This window comes from Fibrobacter sp. UBA3629 (assembly GCF_002374005.1).
Lineage (GTDB): Bacteria > Fibrobacterota > Fibrobacteria > Fibrobacterales > Fibrobacteraceae > Fibrobacter.
Genome location: NZ_DFLC01000037.1, coordinates 1 through 19,397 on the forward strand (window position 1 = coordinate 1; position 19,397 = coordinate 19,397).

Consider the following 19,397-nt stretch of genomic DNA (forward strand, 5'->3'; position numbering starts at 1 on the left):
TCGAGAGGGCGCGGCAGCTGATGAAGTCCAGGTCGGCAAGGCCCGAAGTTTCGAAGCGCTTGCCCACCACGGTCAGGTTCTTGAGCTGCAATTTTTCCTTTGCGTAGTTCATGAACTCCACGCGCATGTGGCGGGGTTCCACCGCATAGAACTGCACCTCGGGCATCGCGATGGCGAGCGGGAAAACCGGGCAGCCTGCACCTGCACCCATATCAGCCCAACGGTCATTGATATGCGGTGTCTTGAAGGTGCTGGGAAGAGGCTTTACATCTTCTATAATGCTAGCTTGACAACAGTGAAAATATGGCATCAGCGAGTCGGCGATGTGCCTGCTGAGGAACTTCTCGGAATCCTTCGCCGAAATCAGGTTGCCGAACTGCTTGGTCTCCACCACCAGGTCGGCAAAGCCATAGAGCTTGTCCATTTGCTCATTGGACAACTCGAAGTGAACGTACTCCTTCAGGAACTGGTTCAGAAGATTCTGCTGCTCTATGTTAGTTCTGTAGCTCAATTTTTCCTAACGACATCCCCGCGCAGGCGGGGATCTTTTATGTTGGTGTTTCACGTGAAACCAACAAGAGACAATTTAGTATATCTTTTATAAAAAAAGAGAACGCCGACATCGGCGCCCTTTCACTTTTTTAAAATATCCGTTAATAACTTTTTGATAGATGTTGAGATGCTGTGAACTTACTTCAAAAATTCTACAGTGTATTTTCCTTGGGCGGGGCGACCGAGTAGGTCGAAGTGTCTTGCATTTTTGTAATTGACTGCCGGACGAACCTTGTGGAGGATTGCATCGGTTCCTGCTTTGCGACGGAACATGAAGTAAGTCATCACCTTGTTGTCTAGTCCATCTTCGATATAAGTCTTGCTCACAATGACCCTGTCATTTTTAACTTCAGTATCGTAACGGTACCAGGTGGTCACGTAGTCGTCGCGACTATCCTTCACATAGCAGGTGTTGGTGTCCTTCTCGTCGTTGACGATAATTTCGCTTTCAGAACGCCTGAAGAGGGTATCATTTCCCATGACATATATATTAGTGTACTTACCGGCTTCGTCAGTGCTGGTAATGGCCAGGGAGTCCCCGTCAAAGTAGATACTAATTGTGTCGCTCACTCCATTTACCGATCCTATAATGGTCCAGTTATTTTCTACATGGTCGATATCGAAAACTACCGAGTCAGGATTTATGGTAGTCTTGTATTGCCATTCCCCGTTGCGGAGATTCGCTTCGTAGGCGCTGTCGACTTTATCGCCGGTCCGATAGTACTTCAGGATATAGATGGAGTTCCCCCTGGTATTGGCAGTGCCTTTGTCTACATACATGCTGTCAAATAGCAGGCCGTCAAAGCTCTTGTCGTAACCAGCGATTGTTGCCTGTTCATATTCAAAAACTGTATGGATGCAGTCAGCAAAAGACTGGGTGAATAATGCCAGAGTGGCGAGAATAAGAATGAGTTTTTTCATATGAGGAAATATAATAGAAGATTTTATGTTGGGCGCTACTTGTTTCACGTGAAACACGCACAAGGTTCCCAAATAAAAATGTGCTTGCACATTTTTATTTGGGAACCGCAGGGTGTAGGACTATGGCGCAGCCATAGTCCCAACATGTTAGACATGTTGGTTCCACGTGAAACATTTATATAATTCAAAACTTTCAACATTAGTCCGCAAATATATTTCTAGAACCTTGCTGGTGAATTTGGGTCGCACCAGATGGGGCCGTGTCCACCGAATGCTGTCGAGAGGGCTGCCCCCGTGATGCAGAGCCCGTTCCAGATGAGGGCGTTTTTCAAATAATCGCCTTTTTCGCGACTTCCCTTTATGGATGGGTCGATTCTATTGGAAGATGAATCCGGGGCGGCCATCCCCTGTTCGTAATCCACCTTGAAGACCATGGCGCGGTCGGTGGCCGGCGCCTCTGCCTGCTTTTGTGGCAGGAGCTGTGCGAGCGAAAGTGGCGCGCTCGCCAGTAAAAGGATTGCAATACCGTAAAGCCTCATGATAACCCCAAAATGTTCTCCTGCAGATAATATATATAATTTCATGGAATTTTTCGCAAGAAAATGACGGATGACATTATTTGACTCTAAAAGTTTATATATTGCCGACAGGACTATTTCAGGGAGGTTCCCGTGTGTTCCCTCATTGCGGCAATTTTCATAACGGTACTGCTTATCATGTGGTATAATTAGGTATATTTATGTCGGAGGCCTATATGGTAGAAATCGAGATTATCCAGGGCGACATCACCAAGCTTGCAGTGGATGCCATCGTGAATGCGGCGAACTGTTCGCTGCTGGGTGGCGGTGGCGTGGACGGCGCAATCCACCGGGCGGCGGGTCCGGAACTTTTGAAGGCGTGCATCCCCCTGAACGGTTGCGAGACGGGCAAGGCGAAAATCACTCCCGGCTTCAGGCTCCCGGCAAAGTTCGTCATCCATACTCCGGGTCCCATCTATCGGGATGGCCTGCACGGCGAACCCGAACTGCTGGAATCCTGCTACAAAAGCTGCCTCGATTTGGCCGAGGAGAACGGCTGCGAGACGGTCGCCTTCCCCGCTATTTCTTGTGGAGTTTATGGCTACCCCTGGGAGGCCGCTACCGAGATTGCGGTAAAGAGCGTCCGCGAATTCCCGGCGCAGAAAGTCAAGAAGGTCATCTTCTGCTGTTTCGGTGAACAGATGTTGAAAATTTATCGAGAAGTGATGGCGAAAGCGTCTTGAAAAAAAATGAAGTTTTATCGTTTATTTTTACCCTTTCTAATGGTACTCGTGATGGCGGGCATCTCATTTGCCAACGAGGAACAGGCCCCCAATGTAGCGCAGGATTCCACTAGGGTGCAGCAGAATTCTGGAAAAACTTTCTTTCGGGAATTGGTTCCTTGGAATATGTACCTGGGAGGCGGCACAGGTTTCGCTTTTGGAGCAGATTGGGTTTTTGGTGATTGGAATTATATATACATTAAAGGTGATGATTCCAGTTTTATACCAAGTCACATTTGGTTGTGGACTATTGGGACGCATGCGTTTTTTGCGGACGGGTTCAACTTCCTGCTGCAGCCAAATATCCTATATTTCTACGAAAGGGGCATCTCGTTCAAGTTTTCCCTAGGTCCAGAACTGGGCTACATTAACGAGACTGGCTTTGATTACGGCTTTTCGCTCTGTATCGGGACAATCATCGACATATTCAATGTCAGGGTGGGCTATCTGGTACGGACGAAGAGTCCTTATTTCCATATATTGTTTAACTTGCCGGTAGGCATTGGTATGTGGGTATAATAATCTATATTTTAGCAAACAAGTATTGAATTTTTTCAAAAAAAAGGAACATCTTATGGAAGAAGTCGTAAAATTTCTCAAGGCATGTGGTGCGTATTTCCTCGCGACGGCCGACGGCGACCAGCCGCGCGTTCGCCCGTTCGGTACCGCCAACATTTTCGAGGGCAAGCTCTACATCCAGACCGGCAAGTCGAAGGACTGCTCCAAGCAGATCCAGAAGAACGGCAAGGTCGAAATCTGCGCGATGAACGCCGCGGGTAACGAGTGGGTCCGCGTTGCCGGTACCCTGGTCCGCGACGACCGTCGCGAACCGAAGGTCGACATGCTGGAGCACTACCCCGAGCTCAAGTCGATGTACTCCCCCGACGATGACAACACCGAGACGCTCTACTTCAAGGACGCGACCGCTACGTTCTACAGCTTTACGGCGGCTCCGAAAGTCGTGAAATTCTAGGCGCTAGTTTCACGTGAAACTCCTGCCGCGCGGATTGCCCGGCAGAAAAATTTGCCTCGACGGCCTCTTCGTCGGGGCTTATTTCATAGGGTCGTCATTTTCGGATGTTGATATGATTGTAAACATTCTATTAACTAAATTTCGATGTATGGTCTGAAAACATATGATGGACGTGGATAAAGTTGGGGATAGGTGTCTGTTTTTGGGGATGTTTCACGTGAAACGTCATTTGCTCATGTGGATAACTTGTGAGGTTTGGAAATTGCGCATTTAGGCGCCCTTTAAATTGTAAACATGTTATCAACAAAAATCTATATGAAGGGGCATGTTTCATATGATGCGAAAAAGCAAAAAAAAACGCTTGTTTTTTTTATTTTGTTACAAATAAATGCGCTAGTTTGAGTGTGATAGTTGTATATTTTCCAATATCAAAAGTTAGGAGCTACCATTATGAAAAAGTTAGGAGCTATCATCTTCATTCTCGTGTCGGCTGCCTCGGCGTCCGGCATATCCTGGAAAACCTTCGACGTCAAGACGGGCCCCCTGCTTGGCGGCTGGTCGGAGTCCACGACATCCTTAGGCTGGTCGCTTTCGCTGGTGAAGCCGCTGACCCCCTACTTGGGCGTGGGCGCCATGATCGAGGTCGCGACAAGCCATTCGATGTGCTGCGACTGCGCGGAGTACGACTTCGACGAACTTTCCGAAGGGCTGCTGGTGAATTTCGACGTCCCCCTTGCTTACGGGTTCAACCTGATCGCCAACTTCATGTTCCTGCTGCACTGGGAGGAAGGGACGGTCAGCGGTCTGTATTTCTCGTGGCGCGTCGAGGAGGATCTTTACGATGCGGACGGCGAGCCGGTCTACGGTCTCTACAGGATGGAGGAAGACAACAACGACTACGACTTCGAATCGTTCATGTTCCGCTCGAACCTCGGGGTCGCCTGGCGCACTTCGGGCGGGCGGTTCGGCCTCGAACTCTACCCCCTGGACTTCGCCCTGGTTCGTGGCGGCGACGCCCGCTACACGATGTCGCTGAACGCGGTCGTCCGCGTGTTCTAGCCCGCGGATACCCCAAATATATTGCCTTGGAATATTATACCGCGAGCCTTTTCGGAAAATAGTGATTATATTTATAGCGTGTGTTGCGCCCTATGGGGCGTAGTTGTTGTCTTATCCCGAGAGGCTGTATCAATGTTGAGAAGCTTAACGCTATGGGTAATTTTGGGTGTCACGCTCTCGCTGGCCGCTCCCCAGAGTGGCAAGGTGCGTTCTGTTCTTGGGGACGTCTCGTTCAAGAAAAAGGGAAAAGGGGACTGGGCCAGTCTCCGCGTGGGTGCGAAGGTCCAGGAAAAGGATGTCATCCAGACGGAAATTGAATCGGGCGTGCTGATTTCGATGCCCGACGGCAGTACTATCTCCATCGAGGAGAACGCGCTGGTCGAGTTCTCGCAGATTCTGATGATCAAGGATTCGCAGGTCTCCGAGGTGGATGTCAAGAAGGGCATGCTCCGGTTTGACGCCCAGAAGCAGAAGGGGCCGCAGAGCAAGTTCAGGTTCAGGACCGGTACGGCGACTGCATCGATCCGCGGTACGGACGGTGTCATCGGCGTTACGGAAGGCGGCCTCCCCTACGGCGCCCTCAACAGCGGCGAGATGGTGATGGAAGAGGACGGCAAGGAAATTTCCGTGAAGGCGCAGCAGTACGTGGCCTTCCGCAAGGGGCAGGCTCCCGTTGTGGTCGAGGCAAAGAACGCGGGCGACCTCGACTTCATCAAGATGCTCAGTGCCGCCGTGGACGACACCGCGAAGTCGGTCGAGGATATCCAGGCGAGCGCAAGGGAAATCGACGCGAAGATCGAGAAGAGGAACGAGGACCTGAGGCTCCAGTACAAGTGCCGCCTCTATTCCGTGCCTCCCGTCATCTCGACGAATACGGTCACCATCGAGGCTCTCTGCTCTCCCGGCGTGACGGTCACGCTCGGTTCCGAGACGTTCGAATCTAGCGGCCAGACGTTGCGCTTCACCCCGAGCTGGGCGGACGGCGCTTTTGGCGAGAAGAAGTTCCGCATGACCTGCTCTGTGGAGAAGAACACGTTCGAGTGCGGCAATATCTCGTTTGTCTACAGGGTCGATCGCCGCATCAAGTTCATGCGGTACGACGAGCACAAGTGCGAGGCTCTCTATGCGACTACGGGCTTCAACGGAAATGACGGCAAGTTGCGCGTGTACGTCGGCGACAGCCTCCTGAGGGACCTCATGCTCGAAAGGGATATCGCCGCGAGCTTCCCGCTGCTTCCCGGCGTCAACACCTACCGCATTGTTCCTGAAAACGAGGACAGTTCCGTCGGCGTAATCGAGCGCGAACTCAAGTGCTTCCCGAAGACGGGAGTGAAAATCCAGTTGCGAAACGGCAACAAGGCCGTCTTCAAGAAGAAGGTCTCGCAGGGTGCCGCGGTCTATCCGGAACTCGAGTTCGACGTGGTGAAGGTCGTGAACAACGACCCGTCGCAGATAAAGTCCGTGGAAGCGAGCGTCAACGGCAAGCCGTGCGAGCTCAAGATGATTCCGTCCGAGAGCGGCCTTGGCTACAGCACCAAGCTGCAGGTGCGCCGCGGCAAGTCGACGAAGGTTGATATCAAGGTCACCATGCTGAGCGGCGAGGTGGCCAAGGAATCCAAGATTTTCGAGTACAAATAAAGGTTGTACTAAAATACTTAATACTTTGTTATAATTTTAATAAGTTCGCTTTTTGCAACAAAAAAGCGAACTTATTTTTATTTTTGTAAACAAAATTATACCACACAGTGTGTTGACTGCGTAGTTTATTTGCTAGATTTGTGCCAAACCTGATACAAAACATAGCGGGCAAAAAAGGTGTCTGGATGAAGTCCAACGTCTGCTACGAAGTTTGTATCAACTGAGGAGAACAAAAATGAAAAAGATCATTGCATTATGCTCTTTCGTGTTCTTGCTTTGCTCCTGTGCAGGCGTGAACGTCAAGAAACCCGACATCGACAACGTGAAAAAGGTCGCCATCCTGAGCGTTACCGGTAGCGAAGATTACGAAGATATCGAATCCGTGAAGGGCAACAAGGAAAACCTCCTTTCCGTCGTCGGTAACATTATCAAGGACAATGTCGAAATGATCAACGAGCCGCAGGTGAATATCGCCACCCACGGCGCGAACGCCCTTTTCCAGGCGCTCAACGGCATCGAAGGCTGGAGCGTGATTCCGTTCGAGACTGTGCTCGACAACGAAGAGGTGAAGGCCTTCTTCGAGAACAAGGATACCTGGGGCAAGGTCGAGGACTTTGCGAACAAGGTTGCTCCCCGCGACGGCAAGCGCCGCGTGCCCGCAAGAGGCATGTATGAACTTTCCTTCGACAAGGTCGTGCCCGAAGGCTATACCTGGGTGAACGGCGAACGCATCGAAGCCCCTGTCCACCGCGCCCTCGGCAAGATGTGCCAGTCCCTCGGTGTCGACGCCATCGCTGTTGCAGAATTTTACTTCTACTACGAAACCGGCATGATGACCAAGATTACGAGCAACGTGACCCCGATCGTGCTCGTGAATGTCGCGATGATCGACAAGAACGGCGAAAAGGTGCTCTTCACCGACCGCGGCTGGAAGCAGATCGAAGGCAGCGAATCCGCGAAGATTCACCACAACTACGTGGACCTGCGTGACGACCGTTCCGTGAAGGCCTACAACCTCGCCATCGACAAGATCATGGACGAGTTCCGCAAGGAAGCCGCGAAGAAACTCGCAAAGTAATCCAGTTTTTACTCCTTGGGAGGGGCTGTGCGTTGCGCGCGGCCCCTTTCACTATTTTCACTGTTGTTTCAGATATAAACGCTGACACGCTGGCATGAATTATGCTAAATTGTGTCCGTAATTTTTAATTGTGGCTACAGGTGTGCCTGCGGCCGTTATAAAGGAATACGATGAGCATAGTAGATACCGTACTTCACAAGGTTTTCGGGACTCCCCACGAACGCAAGGTAAAGCAACTTCGTCCGGTCATTGCCAAGATTCACGAGGCGCGTGCCGCCCTCGAGGCGCTGGACGATGCGGCGCTCGCTGCGAAGAGCGCGGAATTCCGCGAGAAACTCAACAACGGTGCCTCCCTCGAGGACATCAAGGTCGAAGCCTTCGCCGTGTGCCAGGAAGCCTGCGACCGCCGCTTGGGTATCTTCAACATCTTCAAGCCCGAATTCGGTTTCGACTTCAGCCGTCTCGGTCCTGAACTCCAGGGTGCGGTGGAAACGGCCAAGGCCGAACTTGCGAGCGGCAAGAACGAATGGGAAGTCTACCTGCCCGCCGCCCTCTACGCGAAGGTGCGCGAACTCTACCCCGAGTCGGTGAAGCCGTTCCGCATGATGCCCTTCGACGTGCAGATGATCGGTGGCCTCGTGCTTCACGAGGGTGCGATTGCCGAAATGGCGACCGGTGAAGGTAAGACCCTCGCCGCAGCCCTCCCCGTCTACCTGAACGGCCTCGGCGGCCACGGCGTGCACGTGGTGACGGTGAACGACTACCTCGCCGGCCGTGATGCGAAGCAGATGGGCCTCGTGTACAAGTTCCTCGGGCTCACCGTGGGCCTCATCGTGAACGGGCTCGATTCCGAACAGCGTCGCGAAAGCTACAACAGTGACGTGACCTACGGTACCAACAACGAGTTCGGCTTCGACTACCTGCGCGACAACATGGCGGTCGACCCGTCCCAGCTGGTGCAGCGCGAACTTAACTTCTGCATCGTCGACGAAGTGGACTCCATCTTGATTGACGAAGCCCGTACTCCGCTCATCATCAGCGGCCCTGCCGAAGATGCGACCGACAAGTATGCGAAGGCCAACGAGATTGCGCAGAAGCTCGTGAAGAACAAGGATTTCTCCGTCGACGAGAAGGACAAGAACATCCAGCTCACCGAGAAGGGCGTGAACCATGTCGAGAGCCTGATGCAGATTACTAACCTCTACGGCGAACATGCCGACTGGGTGCACTTCCTCGACCAGGCGCTCCGTGCATGGCACCTCTACGAGAAGGACGTGGACTACATCGTGCGCGACGGCGAGATCGTGATCGTGGACGAGAACACGGGCCGTCTCATGGAAGGCCGCCGCTACAGTAACGGCATGCACCAGGCCATCGAGGCCAAGGAAAAGGTGCAAATCCGCCGCGAGAACCAGACGCTTGCGACCATCACGTTCCAGAACTACTTCCGCATGTACAAGAAGCTTTCGGGCATGACCGGTACGGCCGAAACCGAAGCGACGGAATTCATCAAGATTTACAACATGAACACCTGGGTCATCCCGACCAACAAGCCCTGCATCCGCAAGGACGAACAGGACCTGGTCTACAAGTCGGAAGATGCCAAGTGGAAGGCGATTGTCGCAGAAATCAAGACGCGCCACGAGAAGGGCCAGCCGCTCCTCGTGGGTACGGCTTCCATCGAGAAGTCCGAACACCTCCACGGCCTCCTGGAAAAGGAAGGCATTCCGCACGAGGTGCTGAACGCGAAGAACCACAGCCGCGAAGCCGAAATCATCCAGTACGCGGGCCACGCGGGCAAGGTGACGATTGCGACCAACATGGCCGGTCGTGGTACCGACATTGCGCTTGGCCCCGGAGTGACGGAACTCGGCGGTTTGCATGTGCTTGGCACCGAACGTCACGAATCCCGCCGTATCGACAACCAGCTGCGCGGCCGTTCCGGCCGTCAGGGCGACCCGGGTTCGAGCCAGTACTTCCTCAGCCTCGACGACAACCTGATGCGCATTTTCGGCGGCGACAGCGTGAAGAACTTGATGAGCCGCTTTGGCGTGGGCGAGGACGAGGTGATTACGCACCCCATCGTGAGCCGCTCCATCCGTAGCGCACAGCGCCGCGTCGAGAGCCAGAGCTTCGATATCCGTAAGCACTTGCTCGACTACGATAACGTGATGAACGAGCAGCGCAAGGTGATTTACGGGCTCCGCCGCCGCATCCTGAACGGCGAGGACATCCGCGACGAAATCATGAACCGCATCGAGGATGCCTGCGACATCAAGGTCTCGGGCTATATCCCGGCGAAGAGCTACCCCGAGAACTGGAACCTGGAAGGCCTGCATACCGATCTCCAGCGCACGCTCGGCATGGAATACAGCCTTACGTTCGAGGAAGCGACGAAGCGCACACCCGAACAGGTGCTCGACGAAATCATCGCGCTCTGCAAGGCCCGCTACGACAAGCTCACGAAGATTATCCCGGATGCGGACTTCCGCAACATCGAACGCCGCTTCCTGCTCATGACCATCGACCAGGTGTGGAAGGAACACCTCTACGCCATGGACCAGCTGAAGGACGCCATCCGCTTCCACGGATACGCCCAGAAGGACCCGCTCATGGTCTACAAGAACGAGGGCTATAAGATGTTCGAGGGCTGCCTCGAGAAGATCGCGACGCTCACGGCGCTCCGTATCTTGAACATCCGCATTACGCTCCCGAACGGCATGACCGTTTCTCCGGACCAGCTGCAGCTCAAGAGCCAGGAACAGATCGACGCCGAGAAGAAGGCCGCCGAGGAAGCTGGGAACGCCGCCGGCGAATCTACCCAGGAAAACGGCGCCGAACAGCTGAGTGCCGATGGCGCCCAGGCCGCAGGCCTCGCGGGTGCCGCCGCACATTCCGAGAGCAACGCGATTTCGGAAGAGCAGCAGGGTAGCCAGCCGATGCCGCAGTCCGCTTTGCCGGGCACGCGCCCGACGGTGCGCCGCACCTATACGAACCCCGCCGTGCTCGCCGCCGCAAGGAAGCGCGCGCAGCAGCAGGGACCGAAGCTCGGACGCAACGATCCGTGCTGGTGCGGTTCCGGCCTCAAGTACAAGAAGTGCCACGGCAAGGACCTCGAGTAATACGGCTGCCCATGCAGACGGCGAAGCGCTTCTTTAGCCTGGAAGGTATCGACGGGTCCGGAAAGTCGACCCAGATCGACATGCTTATCGAAAAGCTCACGGCGGAAGGCTATTCCGTCGTGAAGTTGCGCGAACCCGGCGGCGCGAAGATTTCGGAACGCGTGCGCGAGATTCTCCTGGACGCGTCGTTCAAGGGCGTCATGGGCGACAAGACCGAGCTGCTGCTTTACAATGCGGCGCGTGCCCAGGTAATTCACGAGATTATACAGCCTGCGCTCGATGCGGGGAAGATCGTGATTGCCGACCGTTTCGCGTGGAGCACGTTCGCCTACCAGGGCTATGCCCGCGGGCTCGGCGCCGGCATGGTGCAGAAGCTTACGGAACTGACCTGCGGAAGCTGCTTCCCGGAACTCACCGTGGTGCTCGATTTGACTGTCGAACGGAGCCGCGCGCGCACCGTGAAGCGGGGCGAGGCACCCGACAGGCTCGAACAGGAGAAGGCCGACTTTTTCGAAAGGGTGCGCCAGGGATACCTGGCCGCGGCGCGCGAGTATCCGGAATGTGTCGCCGCAATCGATGCCGACCGCAGCCCCGAAGAAGTATTCGGCGATTTGTACAAACTAATAAAGTCGAGACTCTAGAAAGTCGAAACCCCAGTTTCGGGGTGGAGAGTCGTGCCTTAGATATCCTTGCCGCTGCGGGCGCAGAATGCGAGCACGATGAACGCGGCGGCGATGATGCCGATCAGGGGAAGGTCCGCCTGGCCGTACAGGAACATTTTAAGGAGCCGCACCAGCTGCGACGACATGAATGCGTAGCCTGCGCTGCAGAGCACGACGAACAACGCAAAACGCCCGAGGAAGGGAAGACTCTTCGTAATCTTCTTGAAGTAGCCGTTTATGTGGCCGCCGTAAATGATGAGCAGTGTCGCGACGAGGCCGATGGCAATCGAGTTGAGATGGAGTCTCAGGAAATCGGCGAACTGGTGGATGTAGGGTTGCATGCGGAAAATATAGATAGTTTATCTGAGCAGTTCTTCGGGGACGCATTCGGCCATGGCCTCGTACGCCCTGGCGCTTGGGTGCAGGTGATCTCCCGAATCGAAGCCTGCAGCAAAAGCCTTTGGGTCGTCATGACCGCGCACGGCCCTGTCGAAATCTACGCAACCGTCAAAATCGGGGGCGGTGCGGAGCCATTCGTTGAATACCGTGCGGATGATGTCGCGGTTTTCGTTGTAGGTGCGCCAACCGTAAATGGGGAGGAGCGTGCCGCTGTAAATCTTGAGTCCGAGCTTGCGCGCGTGCGTGATGTAGAGCGAACGCACGCCGTTGATGAGGTCGTCAGCGGTGGGCATGTCGCTCCAAGGGCGGAACTTGTTGACCTCGACTCCGACAGGGTGGATGATGTCGTTGATGCCGTGCTGCACAATGACAGCGCGTGCGCCTGCCACGTTCATTTCGATCGGGAAGCGCGTGGCGCCCTTCAGGCCGTATGCCGCATACGTGATGCAGCTGTATTCGCGCAAGATGCGCGTGCCGCTTACCGCGCGACGGATAATCGAAACGTTGTTGAAGCCCTCGCGTGCGCAACGCAGCGTGAGGTAATCGGGCCAGTCCTGCGCCGTGATGGAATCGCCAAAACACACCAGCGCAAAGTTCTTTTCTTCGGTGAAAATGTCGATGGTGTTGAGGAAATAAATCCAGTTGGTTTTGCGCGTTAAGTCGTCGGGGAGTGTCGCGGACTTTGCGAAGTTGCCGTAACTGTACTTGCCGCCCGAAAGCGGGCCCGTGATTGCCGTGCCCGCGTTCATCTGCGTGAAGTCCGCGAAGTAGAGGCTCACGTCGAAAGTTTCGCCCGCGGTGACGCTGAATGCGATTTCGTCGCTCAGGATTTCTTCGCCCGCGGGGATTGCGGTGGATGCGCGGCCGCCGAAGGTGATGGGGGTCGGGGAGTATTGCACGTTATCAAGATGCGCGTCGCTTGTAAACTGCGCGGCCTTTGCGACGTACGCCTCGCTAATCGTCACGGGCTCGGTGCCGGTGAGGTTCGAAAAATGGAACCGCAACTTGTTGCCCGAAAAGCACGCGCGTATCGGGTAGCGGAGCGTCAAGTCTTTCGCGTAAGTCGCTTCCCTGCGGTCGGTAATGGAGGTCGCGTTGCCCCAGCAGGCAACCCATTTCGTGAATTTCTTGGGCATGTGCCAAAGATAGATAATTTGCGGTGGCAGCCGCCCCCGCAACGCCCCAGCAGTTGTCAAGTATTCCTTGACAACTACTCATGTGCGGAATACGAACTACACGAAACAAATTCTATTCCCCCTCTTGCAGCAGCCTTTCGAACAGTGCACGATACCCCGCGATATCTTCCAGCTGCATAATGGTCGTGATCTTGTTGCCGGCATCCTTACTCGAAGCTCCGCAGTGGAAAAGTTTCTCACTATCGGTCCCGAAATCTAAATAGATGTACCTGTCGTGGAACATGTTCCCCGTGGTGCGAACATCGTCAAGTTCAACGTCCGGGCGGGCGGCCCTGAAGTCCGCCAACATGCTCTCGGTCAGGCGGGTGCGTCCGTGCTGCTCACTGAAAATCTGGACCGAAACACCCTTCACCACGCACCGCAATAAATCGAGCGTCTTTACATCCAGGTAGTCATCTACAATCAGCACCGACTTTTTCGCCATGCCGTAAATCTGCGTGTAGGCGACATCGGCCTCCAGCCGCTGCCCGTTCAGAATCAAAAAGTGCTTGAAAGTGCTCGGATCGACGAAATTTTTCATGACTTTTTGCAGGTCCAGGTTCACCTTTCCGAGGTTTTCACGCATATCATGGACTTCACCAGAAAGTTCCCTAATACCGGCAGAGTGTTTCGCGATATCCCTCGTATTTTGTGCAGTCTGCAATGCGATTTGAGCAAATCCGTCATTTCCTAGCAATTGCTTGTTTTCCGCCGCAATGTAGTCCTTCATCTGCTTGAAAAGACGGATGAGGGCCTTGCTCTGTGCGGTCGCCTGTTCGCCCTTGAGAACCGTCATGAGCATGTAGATGCCTTGCTCGGTAAAGGCGTAAGGAGCGTACCTAACACCGCCCCAACTTGAGGCCGATTTTTTCGACCTCAAGATTTTCTGCGGTTCAAGTTTATCTCCGTCACTTGAGGTGCAATTTTTGCACCTCAAGTCGTCTTCTTGCTCAAATTTACTCCTCTCACTTGAGGTCCAAATTTTGGACCTCAAGTTGTCTTTTTTATAAAAATTGTCGAAATTCGGCGAATTTCCGCAGTTTGAAGTCAAAATTTTTGACTTCAAGATTTCAAATTCCTCTGAAGTCAGCCGAAACCGAAAATCCTCATCGAATTTTTCGATATTGTTTTTGACCTGTTCATTAAATTTCTTTGTTCTATACCCGTAAATTTCTGCCAAATCGGCATCGAGCATCACCTTTACCCCGCGGATGGTATATATCCGCGACTTGAGCAAATCCTCGTCTATCAGGGAAAATTCGGGCTTTTTCGGCGCAACGGCCATGTTTTTCGGCATTTTGGGCTCCTTTTGCATAAAAAAAGGACCGCTCCGCCTTTTAAGCGGGAGCGATCCATAATACCACCTTTTCTGGTGCTGGGAGTAATATACAAAAATTTAGGGCAACTTGATATCCGAATTTTGGACATCAAGATTTCTTGCGGTCAAACGCAAAATCGATATAAAAAATATCGAAAATCGGTTTGATTGAACAAAAAAAGGGCGGAGTAAATATTACACGAACTCGACCACGAGCTGCTTGCCGAGGGCGTGTGCCAGCTTGTAGAGCGTTTCGACGGAAGGCGAGCCCTTTGGAGTTTCAAAACGTTGGTACGCTTGCGGGGTGATGTTTGCGCGACGCGCCACCTCGCTTTTCTTTTGACCCCTGCGCGCTTCGAATAGTTTGTATGCAATCTCGATTCGCGGGGAAAGCTCGACCGGGTAGAGCCCCTTGTCGGAATCGGGCATTGTCTTGGGGAGAATCATCGTGTTGCCGAGATCCAGGTCGCATTCCATCGCGCCGTCGAGGGCATCCTTCGCCTGCTTGAGTGCTTCCTCCTGCGTGTCGCCGAACGCGTTCACGTTGGGCAGGTCAGGGAACGAAACCACGAAGCCCATGTCCTTGTCTTTCTCAATTTTCGCTGCGTAATTCATGGATGCCTCTACTGGTCAAATTGTTTCAAGATGCGCTTGAGATAGACGCCTTCTATCTCGTGCTTGTTTCGTTGTATGGGAACGGGTCGCTTGCCTTGCTTCACGAATATGTGGTGGTCGCCGCTGATTCGCCCTAGTTCCCAGCCTCTTTTCTTTGCGTAGTCGCAGATTTCTCTAAACTTCATAGATTAAAATACAATATATTTGTTTATTTGTCAATATATTTATTTATAAAAATAGAGAATGCCGCTCTATTTTCACCCCTTTTTCACCAATATTTGTATATCGAGCAGCTTTTCCCAATCTGCTTTGGTGCGTTTTTCGCGGGGGATGCTCCAGAAGTTTTTCCAGATTTCGTTGTTGAGGGAATCGATTTCGGCGGCTTGGGCGTCGGTGACGGTGCCATTGGCGGTGCTGTACATTTTGTGCTCCTTTCTGCGTACAAGCTTTATAAACGCAGATGTTTTAAACGACTATCTAAAACTACACTTTTGTGCACTATTCGTCAAGAGGTAAGATTGACTTTTTTTCAAATGCGTCGAAAGTCGATATTTTTTTTGCGATGACACTTTACTGACAGCATAAAAACTTATATTCTCGAAGAGCGTTTTATACACACAAGCGATATTGTTTTTATGCCAGGTCTTTTTACGGAAGCGACGCGCGTTCAACTGACTGCGATTCAGCATTTGGCTCGCATCGGCTATACGTATTTGGGAAAAATTTCAGAGTCTGGCGCAACGCCGGCGATTCCCTACGACCCAGAGACGAACATCCTTGTGGATATTTTTGCGGAGCAGTTCAAGAAGCTGAATCCGGCTGCGACTGTTTCTGCACAGAGCGTGCTTTCAGACATTCAGAAGGAACTGGATGACGACGATTTGGGCCAGCAGTTCTACAAGCGCTTGACCAGCTATTCTCCGCTTCGCCTGGTCGATTTTGAACACCCAGAAAATAACACGTACCATTGCACGGCGGAATTCACTTGCAAGAATGGCGATGAAAGTTTCCGCCCCGACATTACGTTGTTCATCAACGGACTTCCGCTCGTGTTTATCGAGGTCAAGAAGCCGAACAATGTGGGTGGCATGGTGGCCGAAAGCAAGCGGATGAACGATGAGCGGTTCCCGAAGAAAAAGTTCCGTCGTTTTATCAACATCACGCAGTTGATGATTTTCTCCAACAACATGGAGTACGATGCCAAGGGCGGCGTTGTTCCGATTGAAGGCGTGTTCTATTGCACGGCAGCGAAAAACGAAGCGCGTTTCAACTGCTTCAGGGAAGAAAACCCCAAGCGTGCGGCGATTGCGCCGTTCCACGCCAATTATCCTTATTTGCCGATTCCCGCGGATCTCGAAAAGAGAGTCCTGATGGATTTCAATGTTCCGGTCTTGAAAGAGAATCCGGAATACAAAACGAATCTAGGCATCAACACGCCCACGAACCGCGTGCTTACCTCTATGGTGAGCCCGGAGCGTTTGCTCTTTTTGCTCAAGTACGGCATCGCTTACCTGCATGTCGAAAAAGAGAAGGATGGCCAAATCGAGAGCCGCCACGAAAAGCACATCATGCGTTACCAGCAATTTTTTGCGGCCATGATTATCCGTGAAAAACTCGCGGCGGGTGCAAAGTCCGGCATTGTGTGGCATACGCAGGGTTCGGGCAAGACAGCACTTTCTTTCCACTTGAGCAAAGTCCTCAAGGACTATTATGCCAAGCAGAATAAGGTTGCCAAATTCTACTTTATTGTGGACCGTCTGGATTTGCTGGAGCAGGCAACCGAAGAATTGAGCAATCGCGGCCTCAAGGTGACAACGGCGAATTCCCGCGCGGAACTCATGGAGCAGTTCCGCACGCAGCAGGCCTTGCAGGGCAACGCCGGTGTCGATGAAATTACCGTGGTGAACATCCAGAAATTTGAAAATGACACCGAGAAAGTGGAAATCCCGAATTACGCCACGAATTTGCAACGCGTGTTCATTATGGACGAAGCACATCGCGGCTACAAGCCGTGCGGATGTTTCCTTTCGAACCTTTTCAATGCCGACAAGAACGCCATCAAGATTGCACTTACCGGCACACCGCTCATCGGGAGCGAAAAGGCGAGTTGCAAGGTCTTTGGCGATTACTTCCACACGTATTATTACGACCGTTCCATTCAGGACGGCTATACGCTGAAAATCATTCGCGAAGATATCGAAACTAGTTACCGCAAAAAACTGAACGATGCTTACGAAAGCGTGCAGAAACTGGTGGAGAAGGGTTCTGTCTCGAAGGACATGATTATTCGGCACCCCACATACGTGAAGGCGTTGCTCCGCTACATCATCAACGATTTGGCGAAGTTCCGTGCCATGCAGGGCGATAACGACCTTGGCGGCATGATTATTGCTGAATCTTCGGAACAGGCTCGAAACTTGTACAAGTTCTTCAACGAGATTCTGGACGAACTCAATGAAAATCGCATCCAGAAAATCAACTTGAAAGCGGGCCTGATTCTCTTCGATAGCGATGACAAGGAAACCCGCAAGCAGATTATCAACGATTTCAAGAAGAACTACACGATTGATATTCTGATTGTTTACAACATGTTGCTGACGGGCTTTGACGCACCGCGTCTTAAGCGATTGTATTTCGGTCGCAAGATCGAAGATCATAATTTGTTGCAGGCAATTACACGCGTGAATCGCCCGTACAAGAATATGAAACGCGGATTCTTGATTGACTTTGCCGACATCAAGAAGAATTTCGATGAAACTAATGCCGCGTATTTGCAGGAACTGAACCGCTACAACGATGCCGATACTGACCCAGACGATAACTTGCCCGACATGTACAATCAAGTCATGGAAGACAAGGATGCCCTTATCAATCACATGAAGGTGGCACGTCAGGCTCTGTTCAGTTATACTACCGACAACGCAGAAGTTTTCTCTACGGAGATTTCTAGCCTTGAAGACAAGAAGGTTTTGATTGAACTCCGCAAGGCGCTGGAACTCGCCAAGGACGCGATGAACCTTGTACGCACTTTCGGTGACGATGCCCTTAAAAAGGACTTTGAAAAGCTGAACATCGAAAAGTTGCCGCTCATGCTTTCGGAAGTGAACCACCGCATTGCGATGATTAACCAGAAAGAGGCGTGGACCAATAGCGAAGCGACTCAGTTTGCCGTGAACGAAGCCATGATGAACATCGAGTTCAACTTTAGCTGCATTGGCACTGAAGAACTGAAAATCATCGATAACGGTACGGAACTGCGAGAAAAATACAAGCGCGCACTCCGCGGGTTCCTGGACAACTTCGACCACGAAGACCCCGTGTTTGTTGAATTGGAACAGGAGTTCAAGCGCATCTTTGACAAGCACGGCTTTACCCCGGAAAACCTTGCCGTTTATAACGAGCAGAACCAGGCGATGAACGACATCCTGAAACGCCTTGAAGAACTCCGCAAATCAAACGAAGCCCTTTTGCGCAAGTACAACGGTGATACAAAATTCGCCTACGTCCACAAGCGCATCCGCGAAGAGAACAAGGCCCGCGAACCCAAGCACCAGGCACCGATTATCTCGAAGTTCGACGAAGAAATCGTGCAGGCTCTCTTGACTATCAAGGGAACGATTGACGCAAAGGTTTTCGATCGTAACGACATCCTCAAGCAAGATGCCTACTTTGGCAAGACCGTGATGAAAGAGATTGCAGACGGACTCGCGCATTTTCCGCAAATCAAACCCGAAATGCCCGATTACCTGTTTATCCAGCAGCGCATCGCCAAGCAGTATATAAACCAGTATAACGCCTACTACGGAAACTAAATGAACATCAAAGACAAGACCATTGCCCTTATTGACTCTCTCAAGGCCACTTGCCAAACGTACGGCATGGGCAATGACGGCAACGAATACAAGATTATCACCCAGGTTTTTTTGTACAAGTTTATGGCTGACAAGTTCGGCTTTGAACTCAAGAAAATTAATGACCCTTGCCTGAAGGCCCTCAAAAAATCCGATAAGTGGGAAGAGGAATACGCGAAACTCTCCAAGGCCGACCGTGAAAAGGTGAGCCTCTTCTTGCCGCCCGAAGTCCCGGTGTTCAAGCCCGACTACCTGATTGCAAACCTCTGGAACAAGCAGGCCAAGGGCGATTTCGACGTCATCTTTGACGAGACCATGGTCGCCATCGCGAAGGACAACCTGGACGTATTCTACACCAAGACCGCGCAAGAGACGAAAATCCCCATCTTCGAAAAGCTCACCATCTTCGTGACCGACGACGCCCAGCGTGCAAACTTCGCTCGCGCCCTTGTCGATAAACTCGTGAACTTCAGCTTCGAAGACGCCTTCGCCGAACACTACGACTTTTTCTCGGACATCTTTGAATACCTACTCAAGGACTACAACACCGCAGGCGGCGGCAAGTACGCCGAATATTACACCCCCAAGGCCATCGCGAAAATCATGGCCCGCCTCTTGGTGGGCGACAACGCCGACTTGCACAACGTAGAATGCTACGACCCCAGCGCAGGCACCGGCACCTTGCTCATGGCGCTCAGCCACCAGATTGGCGAAGACCGCTGCACCATCTTTGC

19 protein-coding genes are annotated in these 19,397 nt (G+C 52.5%); 10 read left to right on the forward strand and 9 right to left on the reverse strand.

What is annotated here, in order from left to right:
* From B2310_RS11350 to B2310_RS11360, 3 genes are all read right to left on the reverse strand, one after another.
* A partial coding sequence (locus B2310_RS11350) for a 16S rRNA (guanine(527)-N(7))-methyltransferase RsmG (RefSeq protein ID WP_290731628.1) occupies nucleotides 1-511 on the reverse strand: 511 nt, incomplete at its 3' end.
* 179 nt (nucleotides 512-690) lie between these two features.
* The gene (locus B2310_RS11355) at nucleotides 691-1,473 is read right to left on the reverse strand and encodes a hypothetical protein (RefSeq protein ID WP_290731631.1); all 783 of its coding nucleotides are present in this window, start codon (nucleotides 1,471-1,473) and stop codon (nucleotides 691-693) included.
* 218 nt (nucleotides 1,474-1,691) lie between these two features.
* Nucleotides 1,692-2,012 carry a hypothetical protein gene (locus tag B2310_RS11360; protein ID WP_290731634.1) on the reverse strand — a complete coding sequence of 107 codons (321 nt, stop codon included), beginning with the start codon at nucleotides 2,010-2,012 and terminating at the stop codon, nucleotides 1,692-1,694.
* Between the two features lie 215 nt (nucleotides 2,013-2,227).
* Between B2310_RS11360 and B2310_RS11365 the strand changes: the two genes are divergently transcribed.
* The 8 genes from B2310_RS11365 (at nucleotide 2,228) to tmk (ending at nucleotide 11,284) form a co-directional block, all read left to right on the forward strand.
* Nucleotides 2,228-2,734, forward strand: a complete 507-nt coding sequence (locus B2310_RS11365) for an O-acetyl-ADP-ribose deacetylase (RefSeq protein WP_290731637.1) — start codon at nucleotides 2,228-2,230, stop codon at nucleotides 2,732-2,734.
* Between the two features lie 39 nt (nucleotides 2,735-2,773).
* On the forward strand, nucleotides 2,774-3,292 hold the full coding sequence (locus B2310_RS11370; RefSeq protein ID WP_290731640.1) for a hypothetical protein: 519 nt from the start codon (nucleotides 2,774-2,776) through the stop codon (nucleotides 3,290-3,292).
* A gap of 55 nt (nucleotides 3,293-3,347) precedes the next feature.
* Nucleotides 3,348-3,746: a pyridoxamine 5'-phosphate oxidase family protein gene (locus tag B2310_RS11375; protein ID WP_097035981.1), complete on the forward strand. Its 399-nt coding sequence runs from the start codon at nucleotides 3,348-3,350 to the stop codon at nucleotides 3,744-3,746.
* Nucleotides 3,747-4,196: 450 nt separating this feature from the next.
* Entirely contained in the window at nucleotides 4,197-4,805 is a 609-nt protein-coding gene (locus B2310_RS11380; protein ID WP_290731644.1) for a hypothetical protein, read from the forward strand.
* A gap of 132 nt (nucleotides 4,806-4,937) precedes the next feature.
* A complete protein-coding gene (locus tag B2310_RS11385; protein ID WP_290731647.1) occupies nucleotides 4,938-6,443 on the forward strand; it encodes a FecR family protein in 1,506 nt (501 codons plus the stop codon).
* 235 nt (nucleotides 6,444-6,678) lie between these two features.
* Nucleotides 6,679-7,521, forward strand: a complete 843-nt coding sequence (locus B2310_RS11390) for a hypothetical protein (RefSeq protein WP_173381343.1) — start codon at nucleotides 6,679-6,681, stop codon at nucleotides 7,519-7,521.
* A gap of 170 nt (nucleotides 7,522-7,691) precedes the next feature.
* Nucleotides 7,692-10,643, forward strand: coding sequence for a preprotein translocase subunit SecA (secA, locus tag B2310_RS11395; protein WP_290731650.1), 2,952 nt, complete (start codon nucleotides 7,692-7,694; stop codon nucleotides 10,641-10,643).
* Between the two features lie 11 nt (nucleotides 10,644-10,654).
* Nucleotides 10,655-11,284: a dTMP kinase gene (tmk, locus tag B2310_RS11400; protein ID WP_290731653.1), complete on the forward strand. Its 630-nt coding sequence runs from the start codon at nucleotides 10,655-10,657 to the stop codon at nucleotides 11,282-11,284.
* A gap of 38 nt (nucleotides 11,285-11,322) precedes the next feature.
* Here tmk and B2310_RS11405 read toward each other — a convergent pair whose 3' ends face one another.
* From B2310_RS11405 to B2310_RS11430, 6 genes are all read right to left on the reverse strand, one after another.
* Entirely contained in the window at nucleotides 11,323-11,646 is a 324-nt protein-coding gene (locus tag B2310_RS11405; RefSeq protein ID WP_290731656.1) for a DUF3392 family protein, read from the reverse strand.
* 18 nt (nucleotides 11,647-11,664) lie between these two features.
* Complete coding sequence (locus B2310_RS11410; protein WP_290731659.1) at nucleotides 11,665-12,840, reverse strand: SGNH/GDSL hydrolase family protein; 1,176 nt, start codon at nucleotides 12,838-12,840, stop codon at nucleotides 11,665-11,667.
* 112 nt (nucleotides 12,841-12,952) lie between these two features.
* On the reverse strand, nucleotides 12,953-14,176 hold the full coding sequence (locus tag B2310_RS11415) for an ORF6N domain-containing protein (RefSeq protein ID WP_414655110.1): 1,224 nt from the start codon (nucleotides 14,174-14,176) through the stop codon (nucleotides 12,953-12,955).
* A gap of 216 nt (nucleotides 14,177-14,392) precedes the next feature.
* Complete coding sequence (locus B2310_RS11420; RefSeq protein ID WP_290731662.1) at nucleotides 14,393-14,812, reverse strand: type II toxin-antitoxin system HicB family antitoxin; 420 nt, start codon at nucleotides 14,810-14,812, stop codon at nucleotides 14,393-14,395.
* Between the two features lie 8 nt (nucleotides 14,813-14,820).
* The gene (locus B2310_RS11425; protein WP_290731665.1) at nucleotides 14,821-14,997 is read right to left on the reverse strand and encodes a type II toxin-antitoxin system HicA family toxin; all 177 of its coding nucleotides are present in this window, start codon (nucleotides 14,995-14,997) and stop codon (nucleotides 14,821-14,823) included.
* A 72-nt stretch (nucleotides 14,998-15,069) separates the two neighbouring features.
* The gene (locus B2310_RS11430; RefSeq protein ID WP_170861492.1) at nucleotides 15,070-15,234 is read right to left on the reverse strand and encodes a hypothetical protein; all 165 of its coding nucleotides are present in this window, start codon (nucleotides 15,232-15,234) and stop codon (nucleotides 15,070-15,072) included.
* Between the two features lie 213 nt (nucleotides 15,235-15,447).
* Here B2310_RS11430 and B2310_RS11435 point away from each other — a divergent pair, with 213 nt between their 5' ends.
* A complete protein-coding gene (locus B2310_RS11435; protein ID WP_290731673.1) occupies nucleotides 15,448-18,624 on the forward strand; it encodes a type I restriction endonuclease subunit R in 3,177 nt (1,058 codons plus the stop codon).
* Nucleotides 18,625-19,397: N-6 DNA methylase (locus B2310_RS11440; protein WP_290731676.1), on the forward strand; the 773-nt coding region annotated here is incomplete at its 3' end.